Source organism: Achromobacter sp. E1, assembly GCF_037039475.1.
Taxonomy (GTDB): domain Bacteria; phylum Pseudomonadota; class Gammaproteobacteria; order Burkholderiales; family Burkholderiaceae_B; genus Achromobacter; species Achromobacter mucicolens.
Map to the genome: position 1 here is coordinate 5,735,770 of NZ_CP146253.1, position 19,291 is coordinate 5,755,060.

The window sequence follows — 19,291 nt, forward strand, 5'->3', positions numbered from 1 at the left end:
GTTTTGGCGACAAAATCCCGGCATCGGTGTGCACAAACCCCGTCTGCGCCGCCCGCGCCCTGCGGCGGCGGGGCGAAGTCGGCATACGGCGGGCGGCGTGGAACAGGTGGCATGGATCTTGCATGAGGGAACGAAGCAGCACTTAACCCCATGCAAGATTCATTCCACTTTTTCAGGAGTGTCCCGATGACCCCGACCCGTCGTTCCTTCATGCGCCGTGCGACCGCCGCCGCCCTTTTCGCCGCGGGCCTGGCCACGCAGCCGGCGCTGGCCGCGGACCCGATCAAGATCGGCCTGATCACCGCGCTGTCCGGAGAGTCGGCGCGCGCGGGCGAAGCGCTCACGCGCGGCATGACGGTCGCCATCGACGAGATCAACGCGCGCGGCGGCCTTCTGGGCGGCCGCCAGGTCGTGCTGGTGCGCCGCGACGACGAAGGCAATCCCGCCAAGGGCATGGCCGCCGCGCGCGAGCTGATCTACAAGGAAAAGGTTGCCGTGCTGTTTGGCGGCCTGGACACGCCGGTCTCCATGGCCATCGTGCCCATCGTGAACCAGGAGAAAGTGCCGTTCATGGGCCCGTGGGCCGCCGGCACGGCCATCACGCAGAACAAGGGCAACCCCAACTTCGTGTTTCGCGTGTCCGCGATGGACGAGATCGTCGACAGCGCAATGGTGCAGTACGCGCAAAAGACGTTCCAGAGCGCCAAGCCCGGAATGATCCTGGTGAACAACCCGTGGGGCGAATCCAACGAAAAAGGCTTGAACGCCGCGCTGGCCGCGGCCAAGGTCACGCCCGCCGGCGTCGAGAAATTCCAGCCCAATGACCTGGACATCGTGCCGCAACTGAGCCGCTTGAAGGCCGCGGGCGCCGACACCCTGTTCCTCGTGGGCAACGTGGGCCCGTCGGCGCAGGTGGTGAAGTCGCTGGACCGCATGGGCTGGAAGGTGCCGGTCGTCTCGCACTGGGGCCCTGCCGGCGGACGCTTCACCGAGCTGGCCGGCCCCAATGCCAATAACGTGCACTTCGTGCAGACCTATAGCTTCTTCGGCAAGCAGGGACCGGTGGGCGAGAAGGTGATGCAGGCGCTCAAGACCAAGTATTCCGACATCAAGGGACCGCAGGACATCACGCCCGCCGTGGGCGTGGCCAACGCCTACGACGGCATGCAGCTGGCCGCGCTGGCCATCGCGCAGGCCGGTTCCACCGACGGCGACGCGGTGCGCCAGGGCTTCTACAAGATCGGCAAGTACGAAGGCCTGATCAAGACGTACGAGCAGCCCTTCACGCCGGCCACGCACGACGCGCTGCGCCAGGACGACTACGTCTGGACGCACTTCATCGACAACCGCATCCTGCCCGTCAAGGGCACGCAGTAACGCGGCCGGACCACGCGGGAGACGCGCATGTTGTTGATGTCCGCCATCGTCAGCGGCCTGGGCCTGGGAAGCATGTACGGCCTGATGGCCCTGGGCTTTTACCTGACCTACGCCGTGTCCGGCACGGTGAATTTCGCCCAGGGCAGCTCCATGATGCTGGGCGCCGTGCTGACCTACACGTTCGCCCAGACGCTGGGCTGGCCGCTGGCCATCGCGCTGGTGTTCGCGCTGGCGCTGTGCGCGCTCTACGGCCTGGTCGTGGAAAGGCTGGCGGTCAGGCCGTTTGCCAGCCGCGGCTCGAACGCTTGGCTCATGTCCACCGTGGCGCTGGGTATCGTGCTGGACAACGTGGTCATGTTCACGTTCGGCAAGGAGCCACGCAGCCTGCCGTCGCCGCTGGCGCAAGCGCCGCTTGAAATCGGCGGACTGGGGTTGGGCATCTACCCGCTGCAACTGCTGATTCCGGTGGTCGGACTGGCGCTGGCGGCGGCGCTGCACACCTTGTCGCGCCGCACCCGCTGGGGCGTGGCGCTGCTTGCCGTGGTGCAGAACCCGAACGCCGCGCGGCTCATGGGCATCCCCGTGCGCCACGCCATCATGGCCGCCTTCGCGGTATCCACGCTGTTCGCGGGCGTGGCCGGCGCGCTGGTCGCGCCGCTCTTTAACGTGACGGCGGACATGGGCACGCTGTTCGGGCTGAAGGCCTACGTGGTCGCCATCCTGGGCGGCATCACCAGCGCATGGGGCGTGATGATCGCGGGCCTCCTGTTCGGCGTGGTCGAAGCGCTGATCACCGTGGCGCTGGGGTCGGGGTACACGCAGATCATCAGCTTCACGCTGGTGATCGTCATGTTGGCCGTGCTGCCCAATGGCCTGTTCGGGCGCGCCGATGTGAGGAAGGTCTGATGAACACGCAATCCGCAATGCGCTGGCTGCCGCCGGCGCTGTACGCCCTGCTGGCCGGAGTGGCCCTGATGCTGGCGGCCACCGTCAACGGCTACTACGTCTTCGTGCTGGGCAACGTGGCGCTGCTGGCGCTGGCCGGCATCGGCCTGAACGTGCTGCTGGGCCTGACCGGCCAGATGTCGTTCGGCCACGCGGGCTTTTACGCCATCGGCGCCTACACGGTCGCCATCCTGACCGGCCAGGCCGGGTGGAGCTTCTGGCTGGCGTGGCCTGCCGCCGCGCTGGTGTGCGCCGCGTTCGGCCTGCTGCTCGCGGTGCCGGCGCTACGCGTGAAAGGCCCCTACCTGGCGATGATCACGATTGCCTTCGGCTTCATCGTGGAGCACGCGCTGATCGAGGGCGGCGCCCTCACCGGCGGCCAGAACGGTCTGATGGGCATCGTGCAGCCCGCCATCGGCAGCCTGGGCGGCGACCGCGGCGTGGCCATGCTGGCCATCGTGGCGGTGTTTGCCGCGCTGATCGGTTATGCGCTGCTGTCGCGCGGCACATGGGGCGCGGCCATGCGCGCGGTCAAGGACAGCGAGACGGCCAGCGAATCGATCGGCATCAATCCGCTGGCGGTCAAGGCGGTGGCCTTCATGGTGTCGGCCGCCGTGGTCGGGCTGGCGGGCGGCCTGTATGCGCCGCTGACCGGCATGATCACGCCGCACAACTTCAACTTCATGCAGTCCATCCTGTTCGTGCTGGCGGTGACGATCGGCGGCGCGGGCTCGCTGGCCGGACCGCTGCTCGGCGCGGTGGTGGTGGGCCTGCTGCCGGAAATGCTGTCCAGCCTGGAGGAATACCGCCTGCTGTTCTTTGGCGCCTTCCTGCTGGTGGTGCTGTGGGCCGCACCCGAAGGCGCCGCCGGACTACTGGCGCGCTGGCGCCGGCGCGCGCAGACGCAGGGTCTGGCGCCCCGCCACGGCGCCATGCCCACGTCCGCGCGGGCGCGCCGCACGCTGCATGCCGACGCGCTCACCATGACCTTTGGCGGCGTGCGCGCGGTGCAGGCGGTGTCGTTCACCGTGCCGCCCGGCGCCGTGACCGCGCTGATCGGCCCCAACGGCGCGGGCAAGTCCACCGTCATCAATATGCTGAGCGGCTACTACCAGCCAACCAGCGGCAACGTGAAGCTGGGCGATGCGCCGCTGGCTGCGCTGGCGGCCCACCGCGTGGCGCGCAGCGGCATCGCCCGCACCTACCAGACCTCGCAGCTCTTTGACACGTTGAGCGTCGAGGACAACGTCGCGCTGGGAATGTTGCGCGGCCGGCTGGGCGGGCTGCTGGCCTCGCACCGATACCTGGCGGCCGACGTGCGCGAACGCGCGCGCGCCCTGCTCGCGTTCTGCGGCTACGAAGGCGCGCTGGACATCGCCGCCGCCGACCTGCCGCACGTGGACCGGCGGCTGGTGGAAATTGCGCGGGCGCTGGCCACCGACGCCGACGTGCTGCTGATGGACGAGCCCGCGGCGGGCCTCTCGCGCGAGGACAAGACGCGGCTGGCCGGACTGCTGCGGCGCATCGCCGACGCGGGCGCGGGCGTGCTGCTGGTCGAGCACGACATGACGCTGGTGATGGGCGTGTCCGATCACATCGTGGCGATCGACGCCGGACGCGAACTGGCGCAGGGCAGCGTCGCCGAGATCCAGCAATCCCCCGAGGTGCGGCAAGCCTACCTGGGCGACGAGGCCGCGCGCCGTGCGCCGGCCGCGCGGCACAGGCCCGCGGGCGAGGCGCTGCCGCCCGAGGTGCTGGGCGTGGGCAACCTGACAACCGGCTACGGCGCCAACCCCGTGCTGCACGGCATCGATCTGCAGGTCAGGCAGGGCGAGATGGTGGCGCTGTTGGGCGCGAACGGCGCGGGCAAATCCACGCTGATGCGCACGCTGGCGGGGCTGCACCGGCCGGCGCAGGGCGGCATGCACCTGCAGGGCCAGGAGCTGCACGGCCTGGCCGCGGACCGCATCGTCGCGCGCGGCCTGGTGCTGGTGCCCGAAGGCCGTCAGGTGTTTCCGGGGCTGAGCGTGCTGGACAACATCCGGCTCGGCGCCTTCCTGCATCCGGAGGACCGCGAGGCGCGCGTCGAGGAAATGCTGACGCGCTTTCCGCGCCTGCGCGAACGGCTGCACCAGCGCGCGGGGCTGCTTTCCGGCGGCGAGCAGCAGATGCTGGCGATTGCGCGCGGCCTGATGGCCAAGCCCGTGATCCTGCTGCTGGACGAGCCGTCGCTGGGCTTGGCGCCCAAGATCATCGACGAGCTGTTCGAGGCGCTGGACCGGCTGCGCAAGGAATCGATGACGATCCTGCTGGTGGATCAGATGGCCGCGCTGGCGCTGTCGCTGGCCGACCGCGCGTACGTGCTGGAATCCGGGCGGGTCGCGGCGCACGGCGCCGCGGCCGACATCGCGCAGGACGGCGCGCTGGCCCGCGCGTATCTCGGCGCCTGACCGGCGGGGCGGCGGCAGGACGGCTGCCCCGCTGACCGCCGTCTCCCCGTCACGCCGCGTCCGGATCCAGCCGCGCCCCCGCGCGCACAATGCCGCAACGCTTGTGCGCGCGCATCACCACGCCCACCTCGCTGTTCAGCACGCCGTCCAGTTCGCCCAGCCGGCGCGTCACTACGTCCCACAGATGCAGGCTGTCGCGGCACAGCACGTGCCAGAAGAGCTGCGAGGCGCCGCTGGTGCCAAACAGGCAGCGCGTGTTGGGGTCCAGCGCCAGATGCGCGGCCAGCGCGTCGACCGCCTGCGGCCGCACCTGCACGGAAATCACCGCCTCTACCGGAAAGCCCACCAACGCCGGCTCGACTTCGACGCGAAAGCTCAGCGCGCGGCGCTCCACCAGGTTCTGCAGCAGACGATGCGCGGTCGGTTCGCTGACGCCGGAGCGCTCGGCCAATTCGGCCAGGCTGGCGCGCCCGTCGCGCATCAGGTGCGACACCATGCGCTGCTCGGGATCCGTCAACGCCACGGGCGGCGACAGCCGCGGCGCGTCCGCATCGCCGCCGGCCTGCGGCTGGATGCGCCACTGGCCCGCGCGCCGGAACGGCCGCAGCACCAGCCGCGCCTCCACGTGTTCAACGCCATCGATGGACGGCAGCACGCGGGTCACCACATCCGGCATGTCGGCCGCGTCGGCAAGCGTCAGCTCGGCCATCAGGTCGGCAGACCCCGCCAGCGTCACGACGAGCTGGCTGATATCCAGCCGCGCCAGGCGCTCGGCCACATCGGGCACGCGGCCCGATCGGCAGCGCACCCACGCGTGCAGCACCACGCCACGGCCGGTGGCCAGCGGATCCGGTTCCGCGATGACGCGCAGCGCGTCCGCGTCCATCAGGCGCTTGATGCGCCGCGCCACGGTTCGTTCTGCGATGCCGGTTGCCGCGCCCAGCTCCCGCCAGGAGGCACGAGGCTGCGCCTGCAGCGCGACGAGGCACGCGAGATCCGTCTCGTCCAACGCGCCGATTAGGGAATTACCCTTACTTGACGTGACCATATTCATTAATCTAACGTTCGCGCATTGATAAAAACACAAATTTTATTGGTCTATTTGACCAAAAAACAAAACCCACTTTGAGGACGTCATGAGCAGCACATCCGCAACCTTGCGTCAGGCGCAAGGGGCAAGCGCCCCGCCCGTTTCGCGCGGCCGCACGATTCTGGCCGGTAGTGTAGGCAATGCGGTGGAATGGTTCGATTGGACCATCTACGCGTCGTTCGCCATCTTCTTTTCCAGCCAGTTCTTTCCGCCGGGCAACGAAACCACCGCCCTGCTCGCGACGTTCGGCATCTTTGCGGTGGGCTTTTTCATGCGTCCCGTCGGCGGCTGGGTGCTGGGTATCTTTTCAGACCGCTATGGCCGCAAGGCTGCGCTGGGCCTGACGATCCTCATGATGGCGGGCGGCTCGCTCATCATCGCCGTCACGCCCACCTACGCCACCATCGGCATTGCCGCCCCCCTGCTGCTGACCGCCGCGCGCCTGCTGCAAGGCCTGTCGCTGGGCGGAGAGTATGCCTCGGCCACGACCTTTCTGGCGGAAATGGCGCCGCCCAACAAGCGCGGCTTCTATTCCAGCTTCGTGTTCTTCAGCGCCGCGGTCGGCATCCTGGCCGCCTCGGCCGTGGGCTGGATCCTCACCACCGTTCTCACCAAGGCCGACATGGCCGAGTGGGGCTGGCGCATCCCGTTCATGCTGGGCGCGCTGGGCGGCCTGGCAGGCATGTGGATCCGTCGCGCCATCCCGGAAACCGAAGCGTTCTCGCACGCCAAGAAGGCCGGCGTTGAAAAGCAGCCGCTGCGCACGCTGCTGCGCGACCACCCGCGCGAAGTGCTGCGCATCGTCGGCTTCTCGGTCCTGACCACGTTCGCGTTCTACATCTTCGTGGCCTACGTGCCCACCTATGCCATCCGGCAGGTCGGCGCCGATCCCAAGACCGCGTTCGCGGCCAACACCGTCGCGCTGATCGTGTTCATGCTTGTGCAGCCGCTGTTCGGCATGCTGTCCGACCGCATCGGCCGCAAGCCGCAGCTCATCTTCTTTGCCGCGGGCTACCTGATCTTCTTCTACCCGATCATGACCACGCTCGGGCCGTCGTTCGGTTCGATCCTGGCGGTCGAGCTGTTCGGGCTGGTGCTGTACGCCATGTACACCGCGATTGCGCCCGCCATCATGTCCGAACAGTTTCCCACCAGCGTGCGCGCCGTCGGCATCGGCACGCCGTACAACCTGGTCGTCGCGCTGCTGGGCGGCACCACGCCCTACCTGCTGACCTGGCTGCAAAGCAAGGGCATGGAGCGCTGGTTCTTCTATTACGTGCTGGCTGGCGCCGTGATCACGCTGATCACCTTCATCCGCATGCCCGAGACGAAGGGCCAGGTCCTGAAATAGGCCGTCCTCTTCTCGCGCCCTTCCCACACATCGCTTTCCGGTCCCGCCGCGGACCGGAAGGCTTTTTCCTTTTCGATGAGACTTATGCCCGCCCAAGACATCGACCTGCATTTCCAGGATGCGCGCCAGCTTGCCCGCGCCATCCGCGAGCGCAAGCTGCGTTCGCGCGATCTCACCCTGCATTTCCTTGACCGGATCGAACGCGGCGCGGCGCTGGCGGCTTACAGCGTGGTCACGGCCGAGCGCGCGCTGGCGCAGGCCGAAGCGGCGGACCGGCTGCTGGACGCCGGCATTTGCGCTGGCCCCCTGCATGGCGTGCCCGTCGCGGTCAAGGACAGCGTGCAGTGGGAAGGCACCGTCGTCAGCGGCGGCTCTCAGGCGCGCGCAGGCGTCGTCAGCACCGAGACCGCCGCCGCGGCACGCGGACTGGCGGCAGCGGGCATGGTGATTCTGGGCAAGACGCGCATGACGGAATTCGCGTTCGGCCTGTCGGGACAGAACCCGACGCAGGGCACCGCCCGCAATCCGTGGGACGCCGACGTGGCGCGTGCGCCCGGCGGTTCGTCCAGCGGCGCGGGCGTGGCCGTGGCCGCTGGCCTGGCCCCGATCGCGCTGGGCGGCGACACGGGCGGCTCCGTGCGCGCGCCGGCGGCGCTGAACGGCGTCGTCGGCTACAAGCCGTCCTCCGGTCTCATCAGCCGGGCCGGCTGCCTGCCGCTGTCGGAAACGCTGGACGTGCTGGGCCCGATCGCGCGCACCGTCGCCGACGCGCGTCTGCTTACGCAACTGCTGGCCGCGCCGGACGTCGATGACGCCGCCACGCTTGCGCTGCCCGCCACCTGCTTCACCAGCCTGCGGCACAGCGCCCCCCGAAAGCCGGGCGCCGTCGCCGTGCTGGCGCCGCAGTCCTGGCCCGCCCCGCTTACCGACGAGGCGCTGCAAGCCTGGCACGCGGCGCAGCAACGCCTGGCGCAGGCCGGCTATACGCCCACCGCCTGGCATCCGCCCGCGTCGCTGTCCTTTGTCCGCATGGCCGACGACAACTCGCTGGTGCTGGCCTACGAGGCCTATCGGCATTTCGGCGCGCTGGCCGAAGACCCTTCGCAGCCGTTGTGGGACGTCGTGCGCGCGCGCATCGCCGCCGGCGGCCGGATCACGCAGGCCAGCTACGAGGCCGCGCTGTCGCGCCGCCAGGCCGACATGGCGGTCTTCGGACAGGCCATGCAGGGCATCGACGCCCTGCTCATGCCCGCGATCGATCAGGCCGCGCAGGCGCTGGACGCGCAGGACACGCGCCACGCCGGCCTGGGCAAGCTGCTGCGCCCGGCCAACTTCCTGGGTGCAGCAGCGATGGCGCTGCCGTCAGGCCTGGACGCGCAGGGCTTGCCGTGCGCCGTGCAATTGCTGGCGCCCGCGGGCGCCGATGCCGCGCTGCTCGATTGCGCGGCGGCGCTGGAGCCCGCGCTGTCGCCCGTGCCGCGGCATCCGGACCTGTCGGCCTGGGGACTCTGAAAAAGAAAAAGCGCCCGATCGGATCGGGCGCTTTTTTCAACCGGGGTAGCGGTTCGCGTCAGGCGGACTTCTTCAGTTCCTGGACCTTGTCCGTGGCTTCCCACGAGAACTCGGGCTCGGAGCGGCCGAAGTGGCCATAGGCGGCGGTCTTGGTGTAGATCGGGCGCAGCAGGTCCAGCATGTTCACGATGCCCTTCGGACGCAGGTCGAAGTGCTCGCGCACCAGCTTGGCGATCTGGTCGTCAGGGATGACGCCCGTGCCTTCCGTGTAGACGGTGATGTTGATGGGTTCGGCCACGCCGATGGCGTAGCTGACCTGCACCTGGCACTGGCGCGCCAGACCGGCGGCCACGATGTTCTTGGCCACGTAGCGGGCGGCGTAGGCGGCCGAACGGTCGACCTTGGACGGATCCTTGCCCGAGAACGCGCCGCCGCCGTGCGGGCAAGCGCCGCCGTACGTGTCGACGATGATCTTGCGGCCGGTCAGGCCGCAATCGCCTTGCGGGCCGCCGATGACGAAGCGGCCGGTCGGGTTGACCAGGAACTTGGTCTTGGGCGTGATCAGGCCTTCGGGGAAGCTGGGCTTGATGATGTCTTCGATGACCGCTTCGCGGATGGTCTCTTGCGAGACTTCCGGCGCATGCTGGGTCGACAGCACGACGGTGTCGACTTCGGCGGGACGGCCGTCGACATAGCGGAACGTGACCTGCGACTTGGCGTCCGGACGCAGCCAGCCAAGGCGGCCGTCCTTGCGCAGTTCGCTCTGGCGCTGCACCAGGCGGTGCGCGTACCAGATCGGGGCAGGCATCAGGTCGGGGGTTTCGTCGCAGGCGTAGCCGAACATCAGGCCTTGGTCGCCCGCGCCCTGGTTCAGGTAGTCTTCCGAACTGCGGTCCACGCCCTGCGCGATGTCGGGCGACTGCTTGTCGTAGGCGACCAGCACCGCGCAACCCTTGTAGTCGATGCCGTACTCGGTGTTGTCATAGCCGATGCGGCGGATCGTGTCGCGCGCGACCTGGATGTAGTCGACGTTGGCGGTGGTGGTGATTTCGCCAGCCAGCACGACCAGGCCCGTGTTGCACAGCGTTTCGGCTGCGACACGCGCGTTCGGGTCTTGCGTGAAGATGGCGTCGAGGATCGAATCGGAGATCTGATCGGCAACCTTGTCGGGGTGCCCTTCGGAGACGGATTCGGAAGTGAAAAGAAAATCGTTGTTGGCCACAGATGCGTCCTTAGTGTCCGGTCTTGCCGGCGCATAGGTTCTCGAGGCGCGTTGCACCCCGGTCTGCATGACAATGCCAACTGGGCGCGACGCTTTAGCGGATTTGGCACGGGCCGCGCTAAGCGCTTTACCCTTGCCGTCGCCCCGCAAGTTGTCGGTTAACTCGGCGACTGGGCGCATTTTAAGCGAAAATGCCGTTCTTATGCTTGCGGCCGGGGTGTATCCATATGCCTCGATCAGCGGTAATACCCTGCCCGATTTCAACCTTTTGAAGCATGTTGCTGCCCCTGTTCCGACTTTTTGCCGCCCTGCCGCTCCCCGTCGCGCATGCGATCGGGCGGTTCGCGGGGCGCGCCATCTACGCCTTGCCGGGCAAGTACCGGCGGCGCCTGCAGGCCAATGCGGCGCAGGCCGGCTACCCCGGCGCGGCGTTCGCGCGGCGCGCGGCAGCCGAAGCCGGCGCGATGATCCTGGAGAATCCCCGCGTCTGGTTCCGCAACCAGGAAAGCCTGGCGCAGGTGGTCTCGGACGATGACGACGTCGTTGCCGCCGCCCGCGCCGAGAACCGGGGCATCCTCTTTCTGACCCCCCACCTGGGCTGCTTCGAGATCACCGCCCGCTATCTGGCCCGCCAGATGCCCATGACGGTGATGTTCCGCCCCCCGCGCAAACAAGCGCTGGCGCCGCTGCTGGAAACGGCGCGCAACAGCTCGGCCGTCAATGCGGTGCCCGCCAACATGCAGGGCGTGCGGGAATTCGTGCGCGCGTTGCGCCGCGGCGAATCCGTCGGCATGCTGCCCGATCAGGCCCCCAGCGTGGGCGACGGCGTGTGGGTGCCCTTCTTCGGACGCCTGGCCTACACCATGACGCTGCCCGGCAAGCTCGCGTCGCAGACCAATGTCCCCATCATCCTCACTGCCGGCGAACGCCTGCCCAAGGGCCGCGGCTGGCGCATCCATTACGTCCGGGTGCCCGAGCCGCTTCCGGCCGAGCCCGAGGCCCAGGCCGCGCTCATCAACGCCGCGATGGAAACGCTGATCCACCGCTGCCCCGACCAGTACCTCTGGAGCTACAACCGCTACAAGACCCCGCGCGGCGCCACGCCGGCGCCCGGCGCCGAACCGCCGCCCCCGGCCGCCTGAGCCTTTCCGCCGATCCCGCCGCCAGGTCCCATTCCGCATCCATGAACGATAAAAAAACGCGCACGCTGGTCTCCCTGCTGAAATGGTTCGGCCGTATCAAGCCGTCGACGCGCCTGCGCATCGGCGCCGTGCTGGGCTGGCTGGCGCCCCGGCTGGCCAAGTCGCGCGCACGCATCGTGCGCCGCAACCTGGAACTGTGTTTTCCCGACCAGCCCGAGGCCGTGCGCGAACAATGGGTGGCCGACCACTTCCGCGCGCTGGCGCAGTCCATCGTCGACCGCGGCGTGCTCTGGTACGGCACGCCCGACGCCATCAAGGACATGGTCACGCAGACGGGCGCCGACCGCATCAATGCGCTGACCGCCGAAGGCCGCGCCGTCATCCTGCTCGCGCCGCACTTCATTGCGCTGGACGCGGCCGCCACCCGCCTCACCATGGAAGTGCCCAGCGCGGCCACCATGTACACGCCGCAAAGCGATCCGCACATCGACGCCGTCGTGGCCGCCGGGCGGGCGCGCTTCAATGAAGTGTTCCTCGTCAGCCGCAAGGACGGCGTGCGCGACCTGATCCGGCATCTGCGCGCGCCCCGCCCCGTCTACTACCTGCCCGACATGGACTTCGGCCGGCAGGGTTCGGTCTTCGTGCCGTTCTTCGGCGTGCCCGCCGCCACGCTGCTCGCCACGGCCCAACTTGCCCAGAAATGGAACGCCGCGGTCCTGCCGATCGTGGGATTCTGGAATCCGGACACCGGCAAGTACCACGTCGACGTGCTGCCGCCGCTTGAAGACTTCCCCGGCAGCGACAGCCTGGAAGCGGCCACCGCGCGCCTGAACCGCGAGCTCGAAAGCTGGGTGCGGCGCTGCCCCAGCCAGTATTACTGGGTCCATCGCCGCTTCAAGACGCGCCCTGAAGGCGAGCCCAAGCTGTACTGACCGCAGTCGCTCGCCGCGCCGCGAGAATGGGCGATAATCCCGTGATGAACTGGAACTTCACCAAAATGCACGGCGCGGGCAACGATTTCGTTGTGCTCGATGGCGTTCGCCAAACCATCGAGATGACGCCCGAACGCGCGCGCGCTCTCGGCGACCGCCACTTCGGCATCGGCGCCGACCAGATCCTGCTGGTCGAACGCGCCACGCGGCCGGACGCCGACTTCCGCTATCGCATTTTCAATTCCGACGGCAGCGAGGTCGAACACTGCGGCAACGGCGCCCGCTGCTTCGTGCGCTTCGTGCACGAGCAAGGCCTGTCCGACCGCAACCCGTTGCGCGCGGAAATCCCCACGGGCATCCTGGTCCTGGACGAAGGCGACGACGAGCAGGTCACCGTCGAAATGGGCAGTACCCGCTTCGACCCGGCGGCGCTGCCCTTTGACACCGCCGGCCTGCCTTCGGCCACGCAGGGCCAGGACACCGTCTGGGAACTGGACCTGGACGCGCCCGCCGGCCTGCCGCGCGTGGTCGCCGTGTCGGCGGTTGCCATCTCCAATCCGCACGCCGTTCAGGTCGTCGAGAACGTCGACACCGCACCCGTCGCCGTGCTGGGTCCGCTGATCGAAACCCATCCGCGCTTTGCCCGCCGCGTCAACGCCGGCTTCATGCAGGTTGTTGACCGCCACAACATCCGCCTGCGCGTCTTCGAACGCGGCGCCGGCGAAACGCTGGCCTGCGGCACGGGCGCCTGCGCCGCGGTCGCGGCCGGCATCCGCCGCGGCCTGCTCGATTCGCCCGTGCGCGTGCAAACGCGCGGCGGTGTGCTGACCGTCGCCTGGAACGGCGAACAACTGCGCATGACCGGCCCGGCCGAATCCGTCTTCACGGGCCAGGTCGACATCGACAAGCTCGTCTTCTCCATGGCGCTGAACCGATAACCCCTATGACCGATACCGCTTTCACCGCCCAGGACATCGCAGCCTTTCTGCAAGAAAACCCCGGTTTCTTCGACGAACACGCCGACGTCTTCGCCACCCTGCAGGTGCCGCACCCGCACGGCTCGCGCGCCATCTCGCTGGGCGAACGCCAGATCCTCACGCTGCGCGAGCGCACCCGTGAACTGGAATGGCGCCTGAATGAACTGGTGCGCAACGCCTCCGCCAACGAGACCATCGGTTCGCACGTGGCCAAGTGGTGCTGCCGCCTGTTGTCCGAATGCGATCCGCAGCTGGTGCCCGGCGAGATCGCGCTGGGCCTGGCCGAGCAATTCGAACTGAACCACGTGGCGCTGCGCCTGTGGAACCTGTCCGAATTGCCCAATCAAGGCTACGGCGAGCCCGTCTCCGAAGACGTGCGCACCTTCACCGACAGCCTGAAGACGCCTTATGTCGGCACCGACACTGCCTTCGAAGCGGTGGCCTGGCTGGACGCCAAGCCCAAGTCGCTGGCGCTGGTGCCCCTGCGCCTTGAGGCCGACGGCGCGGCCGTGGGCCTCTTGGTGCTGGGCTCCGACGACCCCGAACGCTTCACGCCCGAAATGGGCACGACGTTCCTGGAGTCGATCGCCCAACTCGCATCGGCCGCGCTGCATCGGCTGAATCCGGCCTCGCCCAAGGCGTAAGGCTGCCGGGGCGGACAAGGACAACGCGATGCGCGACACCGAGCCGAACGCCAATCCGCCCGCCCTGCCCGATCCGATGAGCGCCTGGCTGCGCCATCTGGAGACCAACCGCCGGTACTCGCCCCATACCTTGGATGGCTACCGGCGCGAACTGCACTTCTTGCGCGAACTCGCCGACAAGGCCGGCCTGCCGCTCGACAAGCTCGGCAACGGCCACATCCGCCAATTCGTGGCGCGCCTGCATGCGCAGGGCCGCGGCCCGCGCAGCCTGGCGCGCACGCTGGCGGCCTGGCGCGGCTTTTACCAATGGTGGGCGCCGGCCGCCGAGCTGGCTGGCAATCCCGTGGCGGGCGTGCGCGCCCCCAAGGCGCCCCGTGGCCTGCCCAAGGCGCTGTCGGTCGAGCAGACCCAGGCCCTCCTGGACAACGCGCCGGCCCAGGTCGCCACCGAACCGGCCGCCCTGCGCGACCAAGCCATGTTCGAACTGCTGTATTCCAGCGGATTGCGCCTGTCGGAGCTGGTGGGATTGGACCTGCGCTACACGCGCACTGCCGATTACGAGTCGCGCGGCTGGCTGAATCCGGACGAGGCCGAGGTCGTGGTGCTGGGCAAGGGCGGCAAGCGCCGCTCGGTGCCGGTAGGCCAGCAGGCCATGGCCGCGCTGCGCAAGTGGATCGAAGTTCGCCCGCAGCTCGCGCCGCCCTCGCCGCTGCCCGAAGACGCCGCCGCGCTGTTTCTGGGCGCGCGCGGACGCCGCATTTCGCCGCGCGTGGTGCAGTTGCAGCTCGCACGCATCGCGCAGACGGCCGGGGTGCCCACGCATGTGCATCCTCACGTCTTGCGCCACAGTTTTGCCAGCCACGTCTTGCAGTCCGCGCAGGACCTGCGCGCCGTGCAAGAGATGCTGGGACACGCCAACATCTCGACCACGCAAATCTATACGCGGCTCGATTTCCAGCATCTGGCCAAGGCCTACGACCAGGCGCATCCGCGCGCCGGGCGCAAGTCCTGACACCCGCGGGCCACGCCGCGAGTTGCCCGTCATCGACCGCTAGCCGCCCGCGGCGACCATGCCGCCCAGCAGCATCACCCCCAGCAACAGCACGGCAATCGCCGCCAGCGCCTCGATGCCATAACGCAGCCATGCCGCGCCCGCGCTGGACATGCGGCTGCCCAAGCGCGTGGCGGCGCCCCCGGCGGCGACGGCCAGGCAGGCCAGTGCCGCCACGGTCAGCCCCGTGCCCAATCCCATCGCCAGCGCGGATGCCACGCCTGCCATGAAAAAGCCTTGGGACAGCGCGAACACCAGCACGATCAACGCCCCGCTGCACGGCCGCAGGCCCACCGCCAGGATGGCGGACCACGCGCGCCGCCAGTTCAGCGGACCGGCGACCTGCTCGGGCGCGGGCACATGCGCGTGTCCGCAACCGCAGTCGTGATCGTGGAGATGGTCGTTGTGATCGTGGCCGTGATGATGCGCGCGGGCCTCCGCGTTTGCATGTGCATGTGCGTGCGCATGTGCGTGCGCCTGTGCGTGTTCGTGATCATGCGCATGTTCGTGATCATGCGCCTGCCCACGCGCGCCGGCCCGCCGCAGCAGCGGTCTCACCGCCTTGATCCACACCAGCCACACGCCCAGCAGCGTCACCAGCGCGTACGAAGCCAGCTCCAGCCAGCGCGTGGCTTCGTTCATGGTGGCCGCGGTGGCGTTGAACACGACCGCCAGCACCGCCACCATCACAATCGCCACCAGCGCCTGGATCAAAGACGACGCCAAGGCCAGCAGCGCCCCGTTGCGCGCCGTCTGGCGGTTGGCCAGCACATAGGATGAGATCACCGCCTTGCCGTGGCCCGGCCCCAGCGCATGAAAGACACCATAGGCAAAGGACAGGCCCATCAGGGCCCACGCCGCGCCGCCGTCCGCCTGCCAGGCGCGCACGGCGCCCGTCAGTTGCCGGTAGAAGTGCGACTGCCAGACGGACACGCTGCCAAAGAAGCTGGACAGCCAGCCGGGCCCTGCCAGCCCGCCCCCGCTTTCGGGTACGCCGAACGGATGCGCGCCTTGCGCGGCGGCCGCCGAGATACCGCCCAGCATCAGCAGCAGAACAACGGCCAGCGCGCGCTGCGGCCGGCTTACGGGCATCGCACCTCGATGCGGTGCGTGAGCCCCTTGGTGATGGCAAAAAGTTCGTCCGGCAAGGCGTCCGGGTCGGCCGGGATCGCGGCCAGTTCCTGCATGGTTTTCCAATCCAGTTCCTTGGGCTTGCGGTAGTCGGCCGTGCAGGCCGCGCCCTGCGGTCCGCCCAGCGACACCGCGCCCTTCTCGTCAAATGCGTAGGCCACGAAATAGGTGGGGTCGTAGATGTCCACTTGCGCGCCGCCCGCGCCCGGCGCGACGGGCTCGGCCAGCGGCAACGTGAAGGACAGCGTGAGCCGCGTGGTCTTGGGGTTCCAGTCGACGCGGGCGTCGCGCGGCGCGGCGAATGCCGCGCTCTTGCCGTTGACCGTGACCCGCGTGAAGTAGTGGGAGATCGGTTCGCCCAGCGCCTTCATCCAGTCCTGCGCCATGCCTTGCAGCGTTGCCGCAGGCAGGGATCCGTCCTTGCCCTTTTTCAGGCCCTGCGTCGCATAGGCGCCGAACATTTCGTCGAACCGCCACACCTGCCGCACGGCGGTGATGCGCTGCTCGGCATCGACATCGATCTGCGCGCGCGCATCGATCCACATGTGCGGGTGCGCGTTGGCGGCGCCCGCCGTCAGCAGCGCCGTCACGGCGCTCAGGGTTGCAAGGCCGCGGCAAGCTGGCGTGCGTTCCATTCAAACATTTCCAGATAGGTGGCGCCCGGCTGTCCGGGCTTGGACAGGGCATCGGAGTAGAGCGTACCACCCACCTTGGCGCCGGTCTCGCGGGCAATCTGCTGGACCAGTTTGGGACTGCTGATGTTCTCGACGAACACCGCCGGCACCTTGTCGCGCCGCACCTGTTCGATGATCGCGGCCACCTCGCGCGCCGACGGCTCGGCGTCCGTCGACACGCCCATCGCGGGGATGAACGTCACGCCATAGGCGTCGCCGAAGTAACCGAACGCGTCGTGCGAGGTCACAACCTTGCGCCGGTCGGCGCCAATGGCATCGAAGGTTTTGCGCACGCTGGCGTCCAGCGCCTGCAGCTTGGCGATATACGCGTCGGCGCGTTGGCGGTAGGCCTGCGCATGCGCGGGGTCCGCGGCCGCCAGACCGTTGGCCACATTGCGCGCGTAGATCACGCCGTTGGCCAGGCTCTGCCAGGCATGCGGATCGGCGTCGCCGTGATGATGATGATGGCCCGGCTCGTGATCGTGGTCGTGGTCATGGTCGTGGTCGTGGTCGCCCTTATGGTCGTCCTTGTGATCGCCCTTATGGTCGTCCTTATGGTCGTCCTTATGCCCATGGTCATGCTCTTCGCCATGCCCCGCGAACTTGCGCGGCGAGACGCCCTGTGACGCCGTCACCGTCTGTCCCGCGAAGCCCGACGCCTTTGTCAGCTTGGGCAGCCAGGTCTCGAAATCCAGCCCGTTCACCACCAGCACGCGCGCCTCGGCCAGCTTTCTTGCATCACCCGGCGTGGGCTCGTAGCCGTGCGCGTCGCCGTCGGGGCCGACCAGCGTGGTCAGGCTGATGTCGGCGCCGCCCACTTCCCGCACGATGTCGCCCAGGATGGAAAAGCTGGCCACCACCTTCAACGGCTCAGCCGCCTGCGCAGTGCCCAGGACGGCTGTCAGGCAAGCGCCCGCCAGGGCCAGCAGTGCGCGGCGTCGGGCCGGCAGAATCGAACGCATGGTCAATCTCCTTAGGAAGTCTCAGGCAGGTCGCGCGCGGCGCGTTGCCCGCAGCAGCCCGCCCTGCGGGCCGCCCACGATGGAAAACAGATAGCAGGCGCCGGCCGCCAGGATGATCGCGGGCGAGGCCGGCACGTCGAAGTGATAGGAGACCAGCAGCCCGGCCACGGAAGACGCCACGCCGATCGCCGCCGACAGCGGAATCTGCCGGGCCGCGCTGCGCACCCAGAACCGCGCCGCGGCGGCCGGCAGCATCATGATTCCCACCACCATCAGCGTGCCCAGCACCTGAAAGCCCGCCACCAGGTTCACGACCACCAGAACCAGGAAACCCATGTGCACAAGGCCGCCCATGCCGCCGCTCGCGCGCAGGAACCCCGGGTCCAGGCATTCGGCGACCAGCAGCCGGTAGATTGCCGCCAGGACAAGCAAGGTCACGCTGGCCGTGGCCGTCACGAGCAGCAGCGCGGCGTCGTCCAGCCCCAGCACCGTGCCGAACAGCACGTGCAGCAGGTCCATGTTGGAGCCGCGCAGCGACACCAGCAGCACGCCCAGCCCGAGCGAGATCAGGTAGAAGGCGGCAAAGCTGGCGTCTTCGCGCAGCGGCGTCAGCCGGGCCACCAGCCCGGCCAGCAGGGCCACGGCCAGGCCGGTGGCAATGCCGCCCAGCATCATCGCGCCCAGCGACAGGCCCGCCATCAGAAAGCCCGCGGCGACACCTGGCAGGATGGCGTGCGACATCGCGTCGCCCATCAGGCTCATGCGCCGCAATACGAGAAAAACGCCCAAGGGCGCCGCGCCCAGCGACAGCGCGCATGCGCCGGCCAGCGCGCGCCGCATGAAGCCGTAGTCCAGGAACGGCGACACCAGCCAGTGTGCAAGCGTCATGACCAGGCTCCCGCCTGCCGCTGCCGGGCTGCCTTCAGGTGGGCCTCGCTCAACGTCGCGGCCGTGTCGCCCCACGCCACCACCGAGCCCGACAGCAGCAGGCATTCCGGAAAGTGATCGCGAACCAGGTCCAGATCGTGCAGCACCGCGATCACGGTGCGGCCCTGTCCATGCAGGCCGCACAGCAGGGCCATCAGGTCCTCGGCCGTGTGGCTGTCCACGGCCGCGAAGGGCTCATCCAATAGCAGCACCGGCGCATCCTGCACCAGCATCCGCGCAAACAGGGCGCGCTGCATCTGCCCGCCCGACAGCGTGTCCACGCCCCGGTCCGCGGCATCGGCCAGGCGCACGGTTTCCAGCGCCTGCATGCAGCAGTCCAGTTCCTCGCCACCGAACCCGCGCCATCCGCCCACGCGTCGCCAGGCGCCCATGGCCACCAGGTCCAGCACCGTGGTGGGAAACGACCGGTCCAGTTCCGCCGCCTGCGGCAGCCACGCCAGCGCCGACCGCCCGGCGCCCTGGATGCGCACGCTGCCCGTCATCGGGCGCAGCACACCCATGATTCCCTTGATGAGCGTGGACTTGCCCGCGCCGTTGGGGCCGACCACGGCGGTCATGCCGCCCGCCGCGAAACTGCCCGACACCGAGCGCAGCGCGGGCCGCCCGTGCCAGCCGAACGAGGCGTCGGCCAGCTCGACGGTGATGGGCGCCGCCGTCATCGCAGCCACCCCTCAAGCGTCCACCAGTCCAGCGCCCAGCCGGTCAGCGCCCACAGCACGGCGGCGGCCACCGCGGCATACGCCATGCGGCGCCATGCGGAAACAAGAAATGCGGATCGGGCGGGCGCGCGCCGGCCGGGCGCGGCGCCGGACCGCGGGGGCAGGAGCGTGAAATGGGACATGGCAGGCAACAGCGGAAAACGGCAGCGGAAAGGAACGGCGAT

General features: G+C 68.9%; 18 protein-coding genes. 10 read left to right on the plus strand and 8 right to left on the minus strand.

Annotated features, from left to right (window positions below; all coding sequences use genetic code 11):
- The first annotated feature begins 186 nt into the window (after positions 1 to 186).
- The 3 genes from V6V88_RS26460 to V6V88_RS26470 are packed head-to-tail and all read left to right on the plus strand — an operon-like array spanning position 187 to position 4,772.
- On the plus strand, positions 187 to 1,377 hold the full coding sequence (locus V6V88_RS26460) for an ABC transporter substrate-binding protein (RefSeq protein WP_338617038.1): 1,191 nt from the start codon (positions 187 to 189) through the stop codon (positions 1,375 to 1,377).
- Positions 1,378 to 1,404: 27 nt separating this feature from the next.
- On the plus strand, positions 1,405 to 2,283 hold the full coding sequence (locus V6V88_RS26465) for a branched-chain amino acid ABC transporter permease (protein ID WP_056327280.1): 879 nt from the start codon (positions 1,405 to 1,407) through the stop codon (positions 2,281 to 2,283).
- On the plus strand, positions 2,283 to 4,772 hold the full coding sequence (locus V6V88_RS26470) for a branched-chain amino acid ABC transporter ATP-binding protein/permease (RefSeq protein WP_338617039.1): 2,490 nt from the start codon (positions 2,283 to 2,285) through the stop codon (positions 4,770 to 4,772). Before V6V88_RS26465 ends, V6V88_RS26470 begins: the two co-directional genes overlap by 1 nt.
- A 49-nt stretch (positions 4,773 to 4,821) precedes the next feature.
- Here V6V88_RS26470 and V6V88_RS26475 read toward each other — a convergent pair whose 3' ends face one another.
- Complete coding sequence (locus tag V6V88_RS26475; protein WP_056327276.1) at positions 4,822 to 5,826, minus strand: Lrp/AsnC family transcriptional regulator; 1,005 nt, start codon at positions 5,824 to 5,826, stop codon at positions 4,822 to 4,824.
- 82 nt (positions 5,827 to 5,908) lie between these two features.
- Here V6V88_RS26475 and V6V88_RS26480 point away from each other — a divergent pair, with 82 nt between their 5' ends.
- Both V6V88_RS26480 and V6V88_RS26485 read left to right on the plus strand, forming a co-directional pair.
- Positions 5,909 to 7,213, plus strand: a complete 1,305-nt coding sequence (locus V6V88_RS26480) for an MFS transporter (protein WP_280001524.1) — start codon at positions 5,909 to 5,911, stop codon at positions 7,211 to 7,213.
- An 84-nt stretch (positions 7,214 to 7,297) separates the two neighbouring features.
- Positions 7,298 to 8,725: an amidase gene (locus V6V88_RS26485; protein ID WP_280001523.1), complete on the plus strand. Its 1,428-nt coding sequence runs from the start codon at positions 7,298 to 7,300 to the stop codon at positions 8,723 to 8,725.
- A 58-nt stretch (positions 8,726 to 8,783) separates the two neighbouring features.
- Here the strand turns inward: V6V88_RS26485 and metK are convergent, their stop codons facing one another.
- Positions 8,784 to 9,947 (minus strand): methionine adenosyltransferase, encoded by a 1,164-nt coding sequence (metK, locus tag V6V88_RS26490; protein ID WP_056327270.1) that lies wholly within the window; start codon positions 9,945 to 9,947, stop codon positions 8,784 to 8,786.
- A 275-nt stretch (positions 9,948 to 10,222) separates the two neighbouring features.
- Between metK and V6V88_RS26495 the strand changes: the two genes are divergently transcribed.
- Genes V6V88_RS26495 through xerC form a run of 5 tightly spaced genes read left to right on the plus strand, consistent with a single transcriptional unit; the run spans position 10,223 to position 14,654 of the window.
- Positions 10,223 to 11,089 carry a lysophospholipid acyltransferase family protein gene (locus V6V88_RS26495; RefSeq protein WP_223573596.1) on the plus strand — a complete coding sequence of 289 codons (867 nt, stop codon included), beginning with the start codon at positions 10,223 to 10,225 and terminating at the stop codon, positions 11,087 to 11,089.
- A gap of 41 nt (positions 11,090 to 11,130) precedes the next feature.
- A complete protein-coding gene (locus V6V88_RS26500; protein ID WP_175156922.1) occupies positions 11,131 to 12,021 on the plus strand; it encodes a lysophospholipid acyltransferase family protein in 891 nt (296 codons plus the stop codon).
- A gap of 26 nt (positions 12,022 to 12,047) precedes the next feature.
- A complete protein-coding gene (gene dapF, locus V6V88_RS26505; protein WP_223573598.1) occupies positions 12,048 to 12,959 on the plus strand; it encodes a diaminopimelate epimerase in 912 nt (303 codons plus the stop codon).
- Positions 12,960 to 12,964: 5 nt separating this feature from the next.
- The gene (locus V6V88_RS26510) at positions 12,965 to 13,642 is read left to right on the plus strand and encodes a DUF484 family protein (protein ID WP_062838876.1); all 678 of its coding nucleotides are present in this window, start codon (positions 12,965 to 12,967) and stop codon (positions 13,640 to 13,642) included.
- A gap of 28 nt (positions 13,643 to 13,670) precedes the next feature.
- Complete coding sequence (xerC, locus tag V6V88_RS26515) at positions 13,671 to 14,654, plus strand: tyrosine recombinase XerC (RefSeq protein WP_223573600.1); 984 nt, start codon at positions 13,671 to 13,673, stop codon at positions 14,652 to 14,654.
- Positions 14,655 to 14,693: 39 nt separating this feature from the next.
- Here xerC and V6V88_RS26520 read toward each other — a convergent pair whose 3' ends face one another.
- Genes V6V88_RS26520 through V6V88_RS26545 form a run of 6 tightly spaced genes read right to left on the minus strand, consistent with a single transcriptional unit; the run spans position 14,694 to position 19,249 of the window.
- Positions 14,694 to 15,785, minus strand: a complete 1,092-nt coding sequence (locus V6V88_RS26520) for a nickel/cobalt transporter (protein WP_223573602.1) — start codon at positions 15,783 to 15,785, stop codon at positions 14,694 to 14,696.
- The gene (locus V6V88_RS26525; RefSeq protein WP_233461941.1) at positions 15,776 to 16,369 is read right to left on the minus strand and encodes a DUF1007 family protein; all 594 of its coding nucleotides are present in this window, start codon (positions 16,367 to 16,369) and stop codon (positions 15,776 to 15,778) included. The genes V6V88_RS26520 and V6V88_RS26525 overlap by 10 nt, the downstream gene beginning before the upstream one ends.
- A gap of 50 nt (positions 16,370 to 16,419) precedes the next feature.
- Positions 16,420 to 17,460: a zinc ABC transporter substrate-binding protein gene (locus V6V88_RS26530; RefSeq protein ID WP_223573606.1), complete on the minus strand. Its 1,041-nt coding sequence runs from the start codon at positions 17,458 to 17,460 to the stop codon at positions 16,420 to 16,422.
- Between the two features lie 21 nt (positions 17,461 to 17,481).
- Positions 17,482 to 18,348: a metal ABC transporter permease gene (locus V6V88_RS26535; RefSeq protein ID WP_062838871.1), complete on the minus strand. Its 867-nt coding sequence runs from the start codon at positions 18,346 to 18,348 to the stop codon at positions 17,482 to 17,484.
- Complete coding sequence (locus V6V88_RS26540) at positions 18,345 to 19,067, minus strand: ABC transporter ATP-binding protein (RefSeq protein ID WP_223573608.1); 723 nt, start codon at positions 19,065 to 19,067, stop codon at positions 18,345 to 18,347. Before V6V88_RS26540 ends, V6V88_RS26535 begins: the two co-directional genes overlap by 4 nt.
- A complete protein-coding gene (locus V6V88_RS26545) occupies positions 19,064 to 19,249 on the minus strand; it encodes a hypothetical protein (RefSeq protein ID WP_142052313.1) in 186 nt (61 codons plus the stop codon). Before V6V88_RS26545 ends, V6V88_RS26540 begins: the two co-directional genes overlap by 4 nt.
- Positions 19,250 to 19,291 lie beyond the last annotated feature (42 nt).

Bases quoted from the DNA above. Each gene is read 5' to 3' on its own strand.
- V6V88_RS26460 (WP_338617038.1), top strand. From the start codon at position 187: ATGACCCCGACCCGTCGTTCCTTCATGCGCCGTGCGACCGCCGCCGCC.
- V6V88_RS26465 (WP_056327280.1), top strand. From the start codon at position 1,405: ATGTTGTTGATGTCCGCCATCGTCAGCGGCCTGGGCCTGGGAAGCATG.
- V6V88_RS26470 (WP_338617039.1), top strand. From the start codon at position 2,283: ATGAACACGCAATCCGCAATGCGCTGGCTGCCGCCGGCGCTGTACGCC.
- V6V88_RS26475 (WP_056327276.1), bottom strand. From the start codon at position 5,826: ATGAATATGGTCACGTCAAGTAAGGGTAATTCCCTAATCGGCGCGTTG.
- V6V88_RS26480 (WP_280001524.1), top strand. From the start codon at position 5,909: ATGAGCAGCACATCCGCAACCTTGCGTCAGGCGCAAGGGGCAAGCGCC.
- V6V88_RS26485 (WP_280001523.1), top strand. From the start codon at position 7,298: ATGCCCGCCCAAGACATCGACCTGCATTTCCAGGATGCGCGCCAGCTT.
- V6V88_RS26495 (WP_223573596.1), top strand. From the start codon at position 10,223: ATGTTGCTGCCCCTGTTCCGACTTTTTGCCGCCCTGCCGCTCCCCGTC.
- V6V88_RS26500 (WP_175156922.1), top strand. From the start codon at position 11,131: ATGAACGATAAAAAAACGCGCACGCTGGTCTCCCTGCTGAAATGGTTC.
- dapF (WP_223573598.1), top strand. From the start codon at position 12,048: ATGGGCGATAATCCCGTGATGAACTGGAACTTCACCAAAATGCACGGC.
- V6V88_RS26510 (WP_062838876.1), top strand. From the start codon at position 12,965: ATGACCGATACCGCTTTCACCGCCCAGGACATCGCAGCCTTTCTGCAA.
- xerC (WP_223573600.1), top strand. From the start codon at position 13,671: ATGCGCGACACCGAGCCGAACGCCAATCCGCCCGCCCTGCCCGATCCG.
- V6V88_RS26520 (WP_223573602.1), bottom strand. From the start codon at position 15,785: ATGCCCGTAAGCCGGCCGCAGCGCGCGCTGGCCGTTGTTCTGCTGCTG.
- V6V88_RS26525 (WP_233461941.1), bottom strand. From the start codon at position 16,369: ATGTGGATCGATGCGCGCGCGCAGATCGATGTCGATGCCGAGCAGCGC.
- V6V88_RS26530 (WP_223573606.1), bottom strand. From the start codon at position 17,460: ATGCGTTCGATTCTGCCGGCCCGACGCCGCGCACTGCTGGCCCTGGCG.
- V6V88_RS26535 (WP_062838871.1), bottom strand. From the start codon at position 18,348: ATGACGCTTGCACACTGGCTGGTGTCGCCGTTCCTGGACTACGGCTTC.
- V6V88_RS26540 (WP_223573608.1), bottom strand. From the start codon at position 19,067: ATGACGGCGGCGCCCATCACCGTCGAGCTGGCCGACGCCTCGTTCGGC.
- V6V88_RS26545 (WP_142052313.1), bottom strand. From the start codon at position 19,249: ATGTCCCATTTCACGCTCCTGCCCCCGCGGTCCGGCGCCGCGCCCGGC.